Raw genomic sequence first — 16123 nt, 5'->3', positions numbered from 1 at the left:
GCAACACCCGCCGGGGCCTAGCAGAGCAAGCTTGGGCGTGCAAACCGCCGGCACCCTTTGCTGATGCTCGCGGATGGTCTATCGCGGGCGACCGCAATTTCTACAACACCGGCACGCCCGCCGCGAGCACCGCCCGCGCGGGAACGACGACAGACAGGCCCGCGTCCGATGCTCCAGAACATGCGCAGTGCCAGCCAGCACTGGCTCGGCAAGATCGTCCTGACGATCGTGTTCACGCTGCTGATCGCGGGCGTCGCGATCTTCGGCGTCGAGGAGTTCTTCCGCGGCGGATCGAGCAGCACCGTCGCCACCGTGGGCAAGACCCAGATCTCGGCCGAGGCCGTGCGGGCGGCCTACCAGAACCAGCTCCAGCGCTATCAGCAGCAGCTGCGCCGCAACCTGACGCCCGACCAGGCGCGGGCGCTCGGCCTCGACCGGCAGGTGATGTCGCAGCTCGTGACGGAAGCCTCCCTCGACCAGAAGACCCGCGATCTCGGCCTCGCCGTGCCGGATGCGGCGGTGCTGCGCGCGATCCACGAGGAGAAGTCGTTCCAGAACGCCGAGGGCAAGTTCGACCCCTCGCTGTTCTACCAGACGCTGCAGCGCGCCGGCCTCAACGAGGGCCTGTTCGTGCGCGAGCAGCGCTCGGTCATCGCCCGCCTGCAGCTCGCCGAGGCCGTCGCGGCCGACATCCACGTGCCGCAGGCGATGCGGGAGGCCGTGCACCGCTATTCCACCGAGCGTCGTGCCGCCGCCTACCTGCGCCTCGCGCCCTCGGTCGCGGGCGAGATCCCGGCGCCGACCGAGGCGGAGCTCGAAGGCTACTACGGGGCCAACAAGGCGAACTTCCGGGCGCCCGAGCGGCGCAGCGCCAACCTCCTCGTCCTCAGCCCGGACACGCTGGCCAAGCCCGAGGCGGTGACCGAGGAGGAGGTGCGCAAGGTCTATGACACCCAGAAGGACCGGTTCGGCTCGCCCGAGCGCCGCACCATCCAGCAGATCGTCTTTCCCGACGAGGCGGCGGCCGAGGCCGCGCGCAAGCCGATCGAGAGCGGCGAGAAGCCCTTCGAGGCGGTGGCGATCGAGCGCGGCGCGGACCCGAAGAACCTCTCGCTCGGCACCCTGACGAAAGCCGAGCTGTTCGATCCGGCGGTGGCCGAGGCCGCCTTCGCCCTCCAGCAGGGTGCGGTCAGCCAGCCGGTGAAGGGCCGCTTCGGCACCGTGCTGCTGCGCGTCACCGGCATCGAGCCGGAGAACCGCAAGCCGCTGGCGGAGGTCGAGCCCGAGATCCGCAAGGCCATCGCCGAGCAGCGCGCCCGCAGCGGCATCGACGCGACCCACGACGCCATCGAGGATCAGCGCGCGAACGCGAAGCCGCTCGCCGACATCGCCAAGGAGCGGGGTCTGCCCCTCGTCGCGGCCGAGGCGATCGATGCGCAGGGCAAGGACCCGGCCGGCCAGCCGGTCGCTGGAATCCCCGATCCGGACACCACCTTGCCGGCCGTGTTCCGCGCCGAGATCGGCGGCGACAACGAACCGCTGCGCACGAAGTCCGGCGGCTACGTCTGGTTCGACGTGACCAAGATCGACCCCGCCCACGACAAGCCGCTGGACGAGGTGCGCGAGCAGGCCGTCGCCGGCTGGCGGGCCGCCGAGGTGACGCACCGCCTCGGCGTGAAGGCGCGGGAACTTCAGGAACGCCTCGAAAAGGGCGAGACGCTCGAGGCGGTCGCAGGCTCGGTCGGCGTCAACGTCGAGATGGTCGAGGATCTCGCCCGCAACCAGTCGAAGGACAACCTCGACGCGGACGTCATCAACCGCATCTTCGCGACCTACGTCGACAAGGCCGCCTCCGCCCCGTCCGGCGAGGCGCGCATCCTGTTCAAGGTCACCTCGGCGACGATGCCCGCCTACGTGCCCGGCAGCCCGAGCGACAAGACGATCGAGTCGAACTTCCGCACGGCCCTCGCCGACGACGTGCTCGGCGAGTACATCGCCGAGGTCCAGAAGAAGGCCGGCGTCAGCATCAACCAAGCGGCGTTCCGGCGCGCGATCGGCGGCGAGTACTGAGGCGGCGATGGCCTCCGACGATCCCTACGAGGCCTTCGCGGCCGGCTACGAGGCCGGCCGCCCGGCCCTCCTCAACCTGACGCTGGTCGCCGACCTCGAGACGCCGGTCGCGGCCTTCCTGAAGCTCCGGGCCCGTCACGCGGGCGCGGCCTTCCTGCTGGAATCCGTCGAGGGCGGCGCCGTGCGCGGGCGCTACTCGATGATCGGGCTCGATCCGGACCTGATCTGGCGCTGCCGGGACGGCCGGCCCGAGATCGCCCGCGGCCCGGATCTGTCGGCATTCAGCCCCGACGACCGGGCGCCGCTCGACAGCCTGCGCGCGCTCATCGGCGAGAGCGCGATCGGCGAGGAGGCCGGCATCGACCTGCCGCCCATGGCGGCGGGCCTGTTCGGCTATCTCGGCTACGATATGGTGCGCGCCATGGAGGCTTTGCCCGAGCCGAACCCGGACCCGCTCGGCGTGCCGGACGCGGTGCTGGTGCGCCCACGCGTGATGGTGGTGTTCGACGCGGTGCGCGACCTCATCACCGTCGTCAGCCCGGTGCGGCCTACGGGTGGGATCTCCGCCCGGGCGGCCTACGAGGCGGCGCAGGCACGGCTTGAGCAGGTCGCCGGCGCCCTCGAAGGTCCGCTTCCGATCGAGGCGCGCGCCGATCTCAGCAACGTGCCGCCGCCCGAGCCCGTCTCAAACACCCCGCCCGCGGATTACGCGGGGATGGTCGCTCGGGCGAAGGAGTACATCGTCGCGGGCGACATCTTCCAGGTCGTGCTCTCGCAGCGCTTCGAGGCGCCGTTCACGCTGCCGGCCTTCGCCCTCTACCGCTCGCTGCGGCGGACCAACCCGGCGCCGTTCCTCTGCTACCTCGATTTCGAGGGTTTCCAGGTCGTCTGCTCGAGCCCCGAGATCCTGGTGCGGGTGCGGGACGGCAAGGTGACGATCCGGCCGATCGCGGGCACCCGCCGCCGCGGCGCCACGCCCGCCGAGGACAAGGCGCTCGCCGAGGAACTCCTGGCCGACCCGAAGGAGCGCTCCGAGCACCTGATGCTGCTCGACCTCGGCCGCAACGACGTCGGACGCGTCTCGCGGATCGGCAGCGTTACCGTGACCGGCTCGTTCTTCCTCGAATATTACAGCCAGGTTATGCACATCGTCTCGAATGTCGAGGGCGAGATCGACCCCGCCCGCGACAACCTCGACGCGCTGGCGGCGGGATTCCCCGCCGGAACGGTGTCGGGCGCGCCGAAGGTGCGGGCGATGGAGATCATCGACGAGCTGGAGCGGGAGAAGCGCGGACCCTACGGCGGCTGCATCGGCTATTTCGGGGCCCGCGGCGAGATGGATACCTGCATCGTGCTCCGCACGGCGATCGTGAAGGACGGTCGGATGCACGTCCAGGCGGGAGCCGGCATCGTCTACGATTCCGATCCGGCCGCCGAGCAGCAGGAATGCGTCAACAAGGCGAAGGCCCTGTTCCGTGCCGCCGAGGACGCGGTCCGCTTCGCGGCCCAAGCGAAGCGCGGGCAGTAGGGGCCGGCCCACCATGGCCGTCGCGCGTTCGGATCAGGCCGCCTTCACGTCGGCGAGGAAGCTGCGGACTGACTGACCCAGGGTTGCCGAGTGGATCGCGAGTTCGCGAGCGGCGCCCAGGACCTGCGTTGCCGCCGAGCCGGTCTCCCCCGCCCCCTTCCGCACGTCGCCGATACGGCCCGTGACCTGCTCCGTGCCGCGCGCCGCCTCCTGCACGTTGCGGGCGATCTCCCGCGTGGCGGCCCCCTGCTCCTCCATCGCCGCGGCGACCTGCGTCGCGATGTCCGCCATGCCGTCGATGGTGGTCCCGATGCCGCGTACCGCGTCAACGGCGCCGCGGGTCGCGCCCTGAATCGCGTCGATCTGCCCGGCGATCTCGCTGGTCGCCCGGCTCGTCTGGGCCGCGAGTTCCTTCACCTCGGTCGCGACCACCGCGAAGCCGCGCCCAGCCTCGCCCGCTCGCGCCGCCTCGATCGTCGCGTTCAGGGCGAGCAGGTTGGTCTGACCCGCGATGTCGGAGATCATCGCGATAACCGCCCCGATCTTCTCGGCGGTCTCCGCCAGGGCGTGGATCGTCGCATCGGTCTCGCGCGCAGCAGCGACCGCCGTGCCGGCGATCTCCGCCGAGCGGGCGACCTGATGCGTGATCTCCTGGATCGATGTCGCGAGCTCCTCGGTGGCGGACGCAACGGTCTGGACGTTGCCGGAAGTCTGGTTGGCCGCGGCGTCTACGGCGACCGCCTGCCGGTTCGTCTGCTCGGCGATGCCCGTCATGGCATCGGCGGTGGCCTCCATCTCGGTCGCGGCCGCGGTGAGGCTGTCGGTCAGATTGCCCGCCTCCCGCTCGAAAGCCCGGGTCAGCCCGTCGAGGCGCTCGGCACGGCGCATCTTCGCGGCATCCTCATCGGCCTGGATCGCGGCGAGGCGCCGGGCCTCGACCGCGTTCTTCCTGAAGACGGCGAGCGCGCGGGCCAGGGCGCCGATCTCGTCCCGACGTTCGGCCCCCGCGACGGCGACGTCGAGATCGCCGGCCGCGAGCGCAGCCATCGCTCCGGTCACGCGGCCGAGGGGACGTACGATCGCACCGATCGCGATGGCGGCGGCGAGGCCGAGGACCACGACGAGGCCGCCCCCCGCCGCGGCCACGAGTTGCAGGGACGAACGGGTCGCGGTCCGCTCCGCCCTCTCCCGGGATTCGGCGAGTTCCCGCTCGATGGCCTCCATCCGCGTGGCGACGCGCTCGGTGATGGTTCGCCGGATCGGAGCGGCCTCGTTCTGCGCGACGGCCATGGCAGCCTTGTCATCCCCTTGAGGCCGAGCGCCGTCGAGCGATCGAGGATGATGAAATATCCGTCGATGAGCGCGCGAATTTCCTGGTTCGTCGCCCGGCGCTCAGGCGTGTTCGCGAGCGCAGTCAGCTTGTCCATCGCGGCGAGGGCCGAGATCTTGGCCTTGTCCTGGCGCGACTTGTAGCTCGCGATCCTCCCGGAGTCGCTCTCGATGATGATGTTGCGGTTCTGGAGCGCTGTCTCCGTGACGTCCGCCGCGACGCGGAGGATGTTCTCCTGCCGCGCCACTTGGACGTCGATGAGGCCATCGATCTGCTGGGCCAGGCCGGCGAGCGCGTGCCACGCGAACACGACGAGGCCGAGCGTGACGACCAGCGAGATGGCGAGTGGGATCGCGATCTTGCCCAACAGCTTCACATTGTCCAAGCCCCGCATGTCCGCCTCTCCTGATGCCCCAACGTCCTGCTACCGATTTGGAACGATGTTGGTTTAGAGAGGCTTAAATTTCCGTATTAGCCGACACGCTGATCAGTATTGATTGCATTGCAGCATGATTTATTGTCTGTTTTTGATCATCTTCTGTCTGTCAGAACCTAAATTGCGCGCAATATGCTCAAATGATCGCCGCCGGGCATAACGCTGCAACCGCGAGGCCGCGCAGCGACCACACTTGACCGGCGCGGCCTCAGGCCCCAATCCCGGAGCCATGAAGCCGGCCGCGCAATCCGACGTCCTCGTGATCGACAATTACGATTCGTTCACCTGGAACCTCGTGCACCTGATCGGGCCGCTCTGCGGCTCGATCTCGGTGGTGCGCAACGACGCGCTCGGCGTCGCGGAGGTCCGGGCGCGCAAGGCCGACGCGGTGATCCTGTCGCCGGGCCCCTGCACGCCGAACGAGGCGGGCATCTGCCTTGACGTGATCCGCGAACTCTCCGCCGAGACGCCGATCTTCGGCGTCTGCCTCGGCCTGCAGGCGATCGGGCAGGCCTTCGGCGGCGATGTCGTGCGCGCGCCCGCGCCGATGCACGGCAAGGTCTCTACGATCGAGCACGGGGCAGGCGGCGTCTTCCGCGGCATCAACGGGCCGCTCCAGGCCACGCGCTACCACTCCCTCGTCGTCGATCGGGCCGGCTGCCCCGACGATCTCGCCGTGACGGCCGAGGCCGATGGGCTGATCATGGGGCTGGAGCACCGGACACGGCCGGTCCACGGCGTGCAGTTCCACCCCGAGAGCATCCTCTCGCAGCACGGGACGCAGATCCTGCGCAACTTCCTGGAGATAGCCGCGGCCTGGAACGCGGAGCGTGACAAGCACGCGAACGACGTGCATTGACGCTGCAGACCGGGACGCGCCGACGCGCGGCGCGCCGGCATCGACAGACCGCGTCCGGCGCATGGAATCCTTCAAGCATCCCCTGGCCAAGGCCGCTTCCGGGCAGTCCTTGAGCCGCGACGAGGCGCGCGCCGCCTTCGACGATCTCCTCTCCGGCGAGGTGACGCCGGTGCAGGCGGCGGCCTTCCTCGTCGCCCTGAAAGTCCGCGGCGAGACGGTCGAGGAGATCACGGGCGCCGTCGAGGCGATGCGGGCCCGGATGGTCCCGGTGTCCTCCGTCGCGGGCGCCGTCGACATCGTCGGCACCGGCGGCGACCATTCGGGCAGCTACAACGTCTCGACGCTGGCGGCGATCGTCACGGCCGCCTGCGGCGTGCCGGTCGCCAAGCACGGCAACCGGGCCGCCACCTCGCGCTCGGGCGCCGCGGACGTGCTGGCCTCCCTCGGCGTGAAGCTCGGCCTCGATCCGGAGGGCCTCGGCCGCTGCCTCGATCAGGCCGGCCTCTGCTTCATGTTCGCGCAGACGCACCACGGCGCCATGCGCCACGTCGCGCCCGTGCGCTCGCAATTGCCGGTCCGCACCATCTTCAACCTGCTCGGCCCCCTCTCGAACCCGGCGGGCGTCACCCGCCAGCTTCTCGGGGTCTCGACGCCGGACTGGGCGGAGCCGCTGACCCAGGTGCTCTCGGCCCTCGGCAGCCGCCGGGTCTGGACCGTGCACGGCTCGGACGGGCTCGACGAGATCACCGTGACGGGTCCGACCGCGGTAGTGGCCCTGGAGGACGGGCACATCACGCGCTTCCGCATCGATCCCCGCGAGGTCGGGCTGCCGCTCGCGACCCTGGAGGATCTGCGCGGGGGCGATCCCGACCACAATGCCCGCGCGCTCGGCACCGTCCTCGACGGCGCCCGCAACGCCTACCGGGACATCGCCGTTCTCAATGCTGGGGCCGGCCTCGTGGTCGCGGGGGCCGCCTCGACGCTCGCCGAGGGCGTCGCGCGCGCCGACGCGGCCATCGCCAGCGGGGCGGCACGGGCCACGCTCGCCCGCCTCGTCGAGGTTTCGAACGCCTGAGGGATGCCGATGTCCGAGACCGCAACCACGGGCGCGACGGGACAGACCGTCCTGGCCCGGATCGAGGCCTACAAGCGGCGGGAGATCGCCGAGGCGAAGCTGCGCGTCTCCGAATCGGAACTGGAGGCGCGCGCCGCCGCTCAGACCCCGCCGCGGGGCTTCGCGGACGCGATCGGCGCCCACATCGCGGCCGGACGTTCCGCCCTCATCGCGGAGGTGAAGAAGGCCTCGCCCTCGAAGGGGCTGATCCGGGCCGATTTCGACCCGGCGACGCTCGCGGCCGCCTACGAAGCCGGCGGCGCGACCTGCCTCTCGGTGCTCACCGACGAGCCCTCGTTCCAGGGCCGCCCCGACTATCTCGTGGAGGCGCGGGCCGCCTGTACCCTGCCGGTGCTGCGCAAGGACTTCATGTTCGAGCCCTATCAGGTGCTCGAGGCGCGGGCCTGGGGCGCCGATTGCGTGCTCGCGATCATGGCCTGCCTCGACGACGAGGAGGCTTCGACGATCGTCGAGACGGCGCACGACCTCGGCATGGACGTGCTGGTGGAGGTGCACGATGCCGAGGAGCTGGAGCGGGCGATCCCCCTCGGCACGCGCCTCATCGGCATCAACAACCGCAACCTGAAGACTTTCGAGGTCTCGTTCGACACCGCGATCCGCCTCGCGCCCGGAATCCCGAAGGATCGCATCCCCGTGGCCGAGAGCGGCATCGCCGGCCACGCGGACGTCGTCCGCCTCGCGGAGAACGGCCTCCACACGGTGCTCGTAGGCGAGAGCCTGATGCGGCAGGCGGACCTGACCCGGGCGACCCGCGACCTCCTGTTCGGCGAGACGGCGTGATCCGGACCAGCCCATGACCGGCCTCACCCATCTCGACGCCACCGGCGCGGCCAACATGGTCGACGTCACCGACAAGGCCGCGACCACCCGCACGGCGCTCGCCGAAGGGGCCGTGGTGATGCTGCCCGAGACGCTCAGGCTCATCCGCGAGGGCGATGCCAAGAAGGGCGATGTCATCGGCACCGCGCGGCTTGCCGGCATCATGGCGGCCAAGCGCACGCACGAGTTGATCCCGCTCTGCCACCCGCTCCTGCTCTCGAAGGTCCACGTGACCTGCGAGGCCGACGACGCGCTCCCCGGCCTTCGCCTCACCGCGGAGGTGCGCGTGCAGGGCCCGACCGGCGTCGAGATGGAGGCGCTGACCGCGGTCTCGGTCGCCTGCCTGACGGTCTACGACATGGTGAAGGCGGTCGACCGCGGCATGCGTATCGAGGGCATCCGGCTGCTGGCCAAGGACGGCGGCCGATCGGGCAGCTACCGCGCGGACGCGGAGGCCGGCGCGTGAGCGGGCTCCTGCCCGTCGCGGAGGCGCTGGAACGCATCCTCGCGAGCGTGGCCCGGCCCGTCGAGGCCGAGCGCGCCGGGATCGCGGCCGCCGCCGGGCGAACCCTCGCGGAGCCGGTGGCGGCGCAGCGCACCCAGCCGCCCTTCCCGGCCTCCGCGATGGACGGCTACGCCGTGCGCGCCGCCGACCTCGACAGCGTCCCGGCCCGGCTGCGTCTCGTCGGCACGAGCGCGGCGGGCCACGGTCATGCCGGCCGGATCGGTCCGGGGGAGGCCGTGCGCATCTTCACGGGCGCGCCCGTGCCGGAGGGCGCGGACGCGATCCTGATCCAGGAGGATGCGGAGGCCGAGGGCGACAGCGTGATCGCGCGGGAGCGCGTGGCGGCCGGCCGCTTCGTGCGCCCCGCCGGGCTCGATTTCCGCGCGGGCGAAGCGCTGCTCCAGGCCGGCGACAGCCTCGACGCGCGCCGCCTCGCGCTGGCGGCGGCGGCGGGTCACGGGGAGGTTTCGGTGCGCCGTCGACCCCGCGTCGCCATCCTCGCCACCGGCGACGAGCTGGTGGCGCCGGGGGCGCCGGCGGCCTGGGACCAGATCGTCGCCTCGAACGCGCTCGCGCTCGCCGCGCTCGCCCGCGCCGCGGGCGCCGAGCCGATCGACCTCGGCATCGCGGGCGATAGCCTGCCGGCGCTGGAGGACGCGATCCGCCGCGCGCGGGAGGCCCGCGCCGACCTCTTCGTGACGCTCGGCGGCGCCTCCGTCGGCGATCACGATCTTGTCCAATCGGCGCTCGCCCGCGAGGGGCTGGAGCTCGGCTTCTGGCGCGTCGCGCTGCGACCCGGCAAGCCGCTGATGCACGGCCGGCTCGGCGAGATGCTGGTGATCGGGCTGCCCGGCAACCCGGTCTCGGCCATCGTCTGCGGGATGCTCTTCGTGGTGCCGGCGATCCGCGCGCTCCTCGGCGATCCGCGGGCCGGCGCCGACCGCAGCGAGCCGGCGATCCTCGGGCGCGCGCTTCCGCGAAACGACGGCCGGGCCGACTACATGCGGGCGCGCCTCGACACCGCGCCCGACCGGCTCCCCGTCGCACATCCCGAGACGCGACAGGATTCGTCGATGCTCTCGGTTCTCGGTCAGGCCGAGGCGCTCCTCGTCCGCCCGCCGCACGCGCCCGCGGCCGAGGCCGGCGAATCCTGCCGCATCATCCGGCTCGACCGGGGCATTCTCTGATCTCATCAGTATCGCCAAGCTGCGCTTGCGGAACACTTGCGGAACGTTTAACCTGTTCGCGCTTTGTTTCCGCGACCGCACGCCGCGTCGCCTCCGAGAGATGAGTCTGCCCCATGCTGACGCGTAAACAGCTGGATCTGCTCCGTTTCATCCAGCAGCGGATGCGCGAGAGCGGCGTCCCCCCGTCCTTCGACGAGATGAAGGATGCCCTCGACCTCAAATCGAAATCCGGCATCCATCGGCTCATCACCGCACTCGAGGAGCGCGGGTTCCTCCGCCGTCTGCCGAACCGGGCCCGGGCGATCGAGGTGATCCGCATGCCGGAGAGCCTGGGTCAGGCCGCCACCGGCACGGGCAGCGAGGTGCGCCGCTTCACGCCGAGCGTCGTCGAGGGCGGGCGCGCGCGGGCACCGGCCGCCAAGATGCCGATGACGCAGGCGACCGACGAGAACGGGCGCGCCCTGACCATCCCCGTGATGGGGCGGATCGCGGCCGGCACGCCGATCTCGGCGATCCAGAACCAGAGCGCGTCCATCACGCTCTCGCCGGACTTCCTGGCGGGCGGCGAGCATTACGCGCTCGAAGTGCGCGGCGATTCGATGGTCGAGGCCGGCATCCTCGACGGCGACCTCGTCGTGATCCGCAAGCAGGACACGGCCAATACCGGCGACATCATCGTGGCGCTGATCGACGACGAGGAGGCGACGCTGAAGCGCCTGCGCCGCCGCGGCTCCTCCATCGCACTCGAAGCCGCGAACCCGGCCTACGAGACCCGCGTGCTCGGGCCCGACCGGGTCCGCATCCAGGGCCGCCTCGTCAGCCTCGTGCGTCGCTACTGAAGGGATTCGGCTCCGGACTCCGGCGCCGCGTCCGCTTCCTCGGAGGCGGCCTCATCGGGACGTTGCCGCAGGACGGCGGGGCTCGGCTGAGCCGGACGTGACGCGAGGGGCCGCCACGGCAGCGAGCGTGCGGTCTCACGGGCGCCGGAGACCACTGGGCCCGATGCGTCCAGGCGGATCGCCACGGCGCCCGAGCGCGCGAGCGCGGCGCGATCGATGACGAGGCCGGCCGCGCAGCCCGCCGGGGCGCTGTGCGGGGTGATGAGGATGTCCGCCCGCGCGCAATCCTCGGGCAGCGCCCGCTTGTCACGCGCGAGCGCGACCTGCCGCCCGTCGAACGCCCTCAAGGTGCAGCCGAGCCGGTCGCAGGTTGCCCCTTCCCCGGCCTCGGAGGCTCTGCGCGCGTCGCCGTCCGCCTTCAGCCACTGTTCGAGGACGAAGGACGAGGGCCGGCCGAGGGCAATGAGGCGGCCGCTGCCCCCCCGAACCGCCGCTCCCCGGCCCTCCCGGTCGATGAAGATGTCGTGGCGCTCGGGCGCTGCCGCCGTGAGGAGCCCGAGCGCGACCGGGACGATCGCGATCCGGCGCAGGCGCGAGACGGGCAGGACCGCGACGAGGAGGCCGAGGGTCAGCAGAGCCAGGCCGCCGACCCCGAAGGCCGGCACCACGATCGTGGCCTGCCCGAAGCCACCGATCCAGCCGGAGATCGCGAGCATCCCGCGGACCGCCTGCCCCATCAGCCACCAGACCGGCTGATCGAGGGCAAACGGGTAGGCGAGGATGCCGAGCACGGCGGCTGGCATCACGGCCAGCGAGACGAGGGGCAAGGTCAGCGCGTTGCCGACGAGGCCGAAGGGCTGGATCGTCTGGAAATGGAAGGTGGCGAAGGGCGCCGTCGCGATCTGCGCCACCAGCGTGGTGAGCAGAGTACCGAAGACGGCCGTCGATGCGAGGCCGATCGCACGCCCCGCAAGGCCGTCGCCTGCACGCCGCAACAACCGGCCATCGATGAAGCGCGCGCAGGCGGTCAGCCCCGCCACTGCCCCGAACGACATCTGGAAGCTCGGGCCGAGCAGGGCCTCCGGCTCGCGCGCGAGCGCCACGAAGGCCGCCAGCGCGAGGTTGCGCATGTTCAACGCCGGCCGATCGACCAGGATGGCGCCGAGCATGATCAGGGTCATGATGAGAGCCCGCTCGGCGGCGACGTCCCAGCCGGAGAACGCGCAATAGGCGGTGACGCCCGTCATCGCGAAACCGGCGGCGATCTTCTTGATCGGCCACAGCAGGGCGAGATGCGGGACGAGCGCCAGCGCGGAGCGCACCAGCCAGAACACGACCCCGGCGGCCAGCACCATGTGGAGGCCGGAGATCGAGACGACATGGTAGATCCCGGCGGCCCGCAGCACGTCGTTCGTCTCGGGCGCGATGAGCCCGCGCTTGCCCGTCACCAGCGCCGCCGCGACGGCGCCCGCCTGCCCGCCATTCGCGTCGGTGATGCGCCGCGTCAGCGCGTTGCGCGCCCCGTCGATGGCGGCCGAGAGGCGCAGGGCCGGCGGCACCGGCTCGGGCGCCGGCCGCACCTCGATCGCCCCGAGAAGGGAACCCACGGCGCCGATGCCGCGGAAGAAGGCGTCGCGCCCGAAATCGTAGCCGCCCGGGCGGGCCGGTTCCGGGGGCGGCAGCAGGCGGGCCTTGGCCGCGATGAAATCGCCGGGCTTGAGCGCCTGCTGCGTCCGGTAGGTCACGCGCACGCGCAGGGGCCGCGCCTCGGGCGGCAGGCTCCCGAAGCTCGCCAGACGGACGATCAGCCGCGCCCCCTCCTCCCGCTCGTCGAGGGCCTCGATCAGCCCGGTCAGCGGCGCAATGCTCGTCCGCGCCAGGATCGGGCCCGAGACCCGCGCCACGCGCCACGCCGCCGCCCCGAAGCCCAGGAGCGCGGCGGCGAGGGCGAGCACCAGGGCGAGTCCGGCGGGCCGCGCTCCGAGGAGGGGCGTCAGCGCGAGGCACAGAGCCGCGGCGATCGGGGCAGCCCAGAGCGCCGGCTCACCGCCCGTGAGAGAGAAATAGGCGAGGATGCCCCCGCCGAAGGCGACCGCGAGCCAGGGGAACAAGCGCCGCTGCCCGGCCTCCTGCGCCAGTTCCGCCGCGAGCCAGCCGCGCGTTGCCGACACCCAGAGGCCGAGAGGGGGCAGGCGGCCGGCCGCGCGGATCGCGAGGGTCCCCTTCCCTGCCGCCCCCTGCGCCATCGCTTGCCGCACCGTCCGCGCGCGGGATTGGAAAGTCCGCCCCGTGCGACGATTTCTTAACGCGTCCGTCCGCGCATGCTACAGGCCCGCGGCCGGGCCGGTCGATCCTTCCCGCCCGAACGTCGCCCGCCCGTCCACTCGAACATCAGCCGGCCCGATGTCCTCTGCCGTCGTCACGCGTTTCGCACCCTCGCCCACGGGCTACCTGCATATCGGCGGCGCCCGCACCGCCCTGTTCAACTGGCTCTACGCGCGCCGGCACGGCGGCCGGATGCTGCTGCGCATCGAGGACACGGACCGCGAGCGATCGACGCAAGGGGCGATCGACGCGATCCTCGACGGGATGCGCTGGCTTGGCCTCGATTGGGACGGCGACGTCATCTACCAGTACGCCCGCGCCGCGCGGCATCGGGAGGTCGCCGAGAGCCTGCTCGCGTCCGGCCGCGCCTATCGCTGCTACGCCACGCCCGAGGAACTCACGCAGATGCGCGAGAACGCCCGGGCCGAGGGGCGTCCGCTGCGCTACGACGGGCGCTGGCGCGACCGCGATCCCTCGGAGGCCCCGGAGGGCGTGAAGCCGGTGATCCGCCTGCGCGCGCCGACCGAGGGCGAGACCGTAGTGGAGGACGCGGTGCAGGGCCGCGTCGTCTGGCAGAACCGGGATCTCGACGATCTCGTCCTGCTGCGCTCGGACGGCAACCCGACCTACATGCTCGCCGTCGTCGTCGACGACCATGACATGGGCGTGACCCAGGTGATCCGCGGCGACGACCACCTCACCAACGCCGCGCGCCAGGGGCAGATCTACCAGGCGCTCGGCTGGGACATGCCGAGCATGGCGCATATCCCGCTGATCCACGGGGCGGATGGGGCGAAGCTCTCCAAGCGCCACGGGGCGCTCGGCGTCGATGCCTACCGCGACCTCGGGTACCTGCCGGCGGCGCTCCGCAACTACCTCGTCCGGCTCGGATGGAGCCACGGCGACCAGGAGGTGTTCTCGACGGAGGAGATGATCGCGGCCTTCGACCTCAAGGCGATCGGCCGCTCGCCCGCGCGCTTCGACTTCGCCAAGCTCGAGAACTTGAACGGCCTCTACATCCGCGGCTCTGAAGACGCAGCCCTCGTCGATGCCATCGAGACCATCGTGCCGAGCATCGGGGCTGCGCGCGGCCTCTCGACGCCGCTCGCGCCGGAGCTGCGCCGACGCCTCGCCGCGGCGATGCCGGGGCTGAAGGAGCGGGCCAAGACGCTCGTCGATCTCCTCGACAGCGCTTACTACCTCTACGCGCAGCGCCCGCTCGTCCTCGATGACAAAGCGAAGGCTCTGCTCGGCGACGACGGCCGCGCGCGTCTCGCCGCCGTGCTGCCGGCGCTGGAAGCGCTCGCCGAGTGGAGTGCGGCCTCGACCGAGGGCGCCGTCCGGGCCTTCGCGGAGATCCAGGGCCTGAAGCTCGGACAGGTCGCGCAACCCCTGCGGGCCGCCCTCACGGGCCGCACGACCTCGCCGCCGCTCTTCGACGTCATGGCCGTGCTCGGCCGCGACGAGAGCCTCGGGCGCCTGCGCGACCAGCTCCCGGGAGCCTGAGCGCCGCGCCTGCGGCATAGGGGCTCCGGCCCGGATTTCGCTTGCCGTTCCCCGGCGGATGTCACCCGCCCCGTTGATGGCGCTCGGCTGATCCGCTAACCCGATGGTCCTGTGAGCAACTGCAGCAATGCTGCCGTTCCGCACCGGACCCGGGCCTCCGGCTCAGCCGCCGCCCGGGACGGCGCCACGTTGCCAGGAAAGGTCCACGCCTCCATGAGCGCATCCAGCACGATCACCGTGGACGACAAGCAGATCGAGTTGCCGGTCAAGACCGGGACGATCGGGCCCAGCGTCATCGATATCGGCAAGCTTCACGCGAAGACCGGCGTCTTCACCTTCGATCCGGGCTTCACCTCGACCGCCTCCTGCGAGTCGAAGATCACCTACATCGACGGCGACGCGGGCGTGCTGCTCTACCGGGGTTACCCGATCGAGCAACTGGCCGAGCACGGCGACTTCCTCGAAACCTGCTACCTGATGCTGTTCGGCGAATTGCCGACGCCTTCGCAGAAGGCCGATTTCGATTACCGCGTCACGCGCCACACCATGGTGCACGACCAGATGAACCGCTTCTTCCAGGGCTTCCGCCGCGACGCCCACCCGATGGCGGTGATGGTGGCCTGTGTCGGCGCGCTCTCGGCCTTCTACCACGACTCGACCGACATCTCGGACGAGCAGCAGCGCATGGTCGCCTCCATGCGCATGATCGCCAAGATGCCGACGCTCGCGGCGATGGCCTACAAGTACTCGATCGGCCAGCCGTTCGTGTATCCGAAGAACGAACTCGATTACACCTCGAATTTCCTGCGGATGTGCTTCGCGGTGCCGTGCGAGGAATACCAGATCAACCCGATCTTCGCCCGAGCGCTGGACCGGATCTTCATTCTCCACGCCGATCACGAGCAGAATGCCTCGACCTCGACGGTGCGCCTCGCCGGCTCCTCGGGCGCGAACCCCTTCGCCTGCATCGCGGCCGGCATCGCCTGCCTGTGGGGGCCTGCGCATGGCGGCGCCAACGAGGCGGCCCTCAAGATGCTGATGGAGATCGGCACGCCGGACCGCGTGAAGCAGTACGTCGACAAGGCGAAGGACAAGAACGACCCGTTCCGCCTGATGGGCTTCGGGCACCGGGTCTACAAGAACTACGATCCCCGCGCGCGGATCATGCAGAAGACCACCCACGAGGTTCTCGGCGAACTCGGCCTGAAGGACGATCCGCTGCTCGAAGTGGCGATGGAGCTGGAGCAGATCGCCCTCAAGGACGATTACTTCATCGAGAAGAAGCTCTATCCGAACATCGATTTCTACTCGGGCATCACCCTGAAGGCGATGGGCTTCCCGACCGACATGTTCACGGTCCTGTTCGCGCTGGCCCGCACCGTCGGCTGGATCGCGCAATGGGCCGAGATGATCGAGGACCCGTCCCAGAAGATCGGCCGGCCGCGCCAGCTCTATATCGGGCCGGACCAGCGCGAATACGTGCCGATCAACAGCCGCGGCTGAGCCAGGGACGCGAATGCGGCGAACGGGGGCGCTTCGGCGCCCCTTTCTCTTGCCAGGGCTCCGGCGCGCCGCTCCAACCGG

At 71.1% G+C, this 16123-nt stretch carries 13 protein-coding genes; 11 read left to right on the top strand and 2 right to left on the bottom strand.

Annotated features, from left to right (window positions below; translation table 11 throughout):
- Positions 1 to 168 precede the first annotated feature (168 nt).
- Both DK389_RS16780 and trpE read left to right on the top strand, forming a co-directional pair.
- Complete coding sequence (locus tag DK389_RS16780; protein ID WP_109891256.1) at positions 169 to 2070, top strand: peptidylprolyl isomerase; 1902 nt, start codon at positions 169 to 171, stop codon at positions 2068 to 2070.
- Positions 2071 to 2077: 7 nt separating this feature from the next.
- A complete protein-coding gene (gene trpE, locus DK389_RS16775) occupies positions 2078 to 3598 on the top strand; it encodes an anthranilate synthase component I (RefSeq protein WP_109891254.1) in 1521 nt (506 codons plus the stop codon).
- Positions 3599 to 3631: 33 nt separating this feature from the next.
- On the opposite strand, the gene DK389_RS16770 is transcribed toward trpE, so the two are convergent.
- Positions 3632 to 4888 carry a methyl-accepting chemotaxis protein gene (locus DK389_RS16770; RefSeq protein ID WP_335645472.1) on the bottom strand — a complete coding sequence of 419 codons (1257 nt, stop codon included), beginning with the start codon at positions 4886 to 4888 and terminating at the stop codon, positions 3632 to 3634.
- Between the two features lie 287 nt (positions 4889 to 5175).
- Between DK389_RS16770 and DK389_RS35280 the strand changes: the two genes are divergently transcribed.
- The 7 genes from DK389_RS35280 (at position 5176) to lexA (ending at position 10708) form a co-directional block, all read left to right on the top strand.
- Positions 5176 to 5337, top strand: coding sequence for a hypothetical protein (locus tag DK389_RS35280; protein WP_335645471.1), 162 nt, complete (start codon positions 5176 to 5178; stop codon positions 5335 to 5337).
- 256 nt (positions 5338 to 5593) lie between these two features.
- On the top strand, positions 5594 to 6223 hold the full coding sequence (locus DK389_RS16765; protein WP_109891252.1) for an anthranilate synthase component II: 630 nt from the start codon (positions 5594 to 5596) through the stop codon (positions 6221 to 6223).
- A 61-nt stretch (positions 6224 to 6284) separates the two neighbouring features.
- Positions 6285 to 7298: an anthranilate phosphoribosyltransferase gene (gene trpD, locus DK389_RS16760; RefSeq protein WP_109891250.1), complete on the top strand. Its 1014-nt coding sequence runs from the start codon at positions 6285 to 6287 to the stop codon at positions 7296 to 7298.
- 9 nt (positions 7299 to 7307) lie between these two features.
- On the top strand, positions 7308 to 8138 hold the full coding sequence (trpC, locus tag DK389_RS16755) for an indole-3-glycerol phosphate synthase TrpC (RefSeq protein ID WP_236960126.1): 831 nt from the start codon (positions 7308 to 7310) through the stop codon (positions 8136 to 8138).
- Between the two features lie 13 nt (positions 8139 to 8151).
- Positions 8152 to 8643, top strand: a complete 492-nt coding sequence (moaC, locus tag DK389_RS16750; RefSeq protein WP_109891246.1) for a cyclic pyranopterin monophosphate synthase MoaC — start codon at positions 8152 to 8154, stop codon at positions 8641 to 8643.
- On the top strand, positions 8640 to 9869 hold the full coding sequence (locus tag DK389_RS16745) for a molybdopterin molybdotransferase MoeA (protein ID WP_109891244.1): 1230 nt from the start codon (positions 8640 to 8642) through the stop codon (positions 9867 to 9869). The genes moaC and DK389_RS16745 overlap by 4 nt, the downstream gene beginning before the upstream one ends.
- Before the next feature lie 113 nt (positions 9870 to 9982).
- Positions 9983 to 10708, top strand: a complete 726-nt coding sequence (gene lexA, locus DK389_RS16740) for a transcriptional repressor LexA (RefSeq protein ID WP_109891242.1) — start codon at positions 9983 to 9985, stop codon at positions 10706 to 10708.
- On the opposite strand, the gene DK389_RS16735 is transcribed toward lexA, so the two are convergent.
- A complete protein-coding gene (locus DK389_RS16735; RefSeq protein WP_109891240.1) occupies positions 10702 to 12954 on the bottom strand; it encodes a ComEC/Rec2 family competence protein in 2253 nt (750 codons plus the stop codon). The genes lexA and DK389_RS16735 overlap by 7 nt on opposite strands.
- A gap of 157 nt (positions 12955 to 13111) precedes the next feature.
- Here DK389_RS16735 and gltX point away from each other — a divergent pair, with 157 nt between their 5' ends.
- Together gltX and gltA are read left to right on the top strand one after the other, a co-directional pair.
- On the top strand, positions 13112 to 14539 hold the full coding sequence (gene gltX / locus DK389_RS16730; RefSeq protein ID WP_109891238.1) for a glutamate--tRNA ligase: 1428 nt from the start codon (positions 13112 to 13114) through the stop codon (positions 14537 to 14539).
- 213 nt (positions 14540 to 14752) lie between these two features.
- Positions 14753 to 16042 (top strand): citrate synthase, encoded by a 1290-nt coding sequence (gene gltA, locus DK389_RS16725; protein ID WP_109891236.1) that lies wholly within the window; start codon positions 14753 to 14755, stop codon positions 16040 to 16042.
- Positions 16043 to 16123: the final 81 nt, after the last annotated feature.

Source organism: Methylobacterium durans (assembly GCF_003173715.1).
GTDB lineage: Bacteria > Pseudomonadota > Alphaproteobacteria > Rhizobiales > Beijerinckiaceae > Methylobacterium > Methylobacterium durans.
The sequence above is the reverse complement of the archived record's forward strand: the minus strand, read 5'-3'. Positions and strand labels throughout refer to the sequence as shown.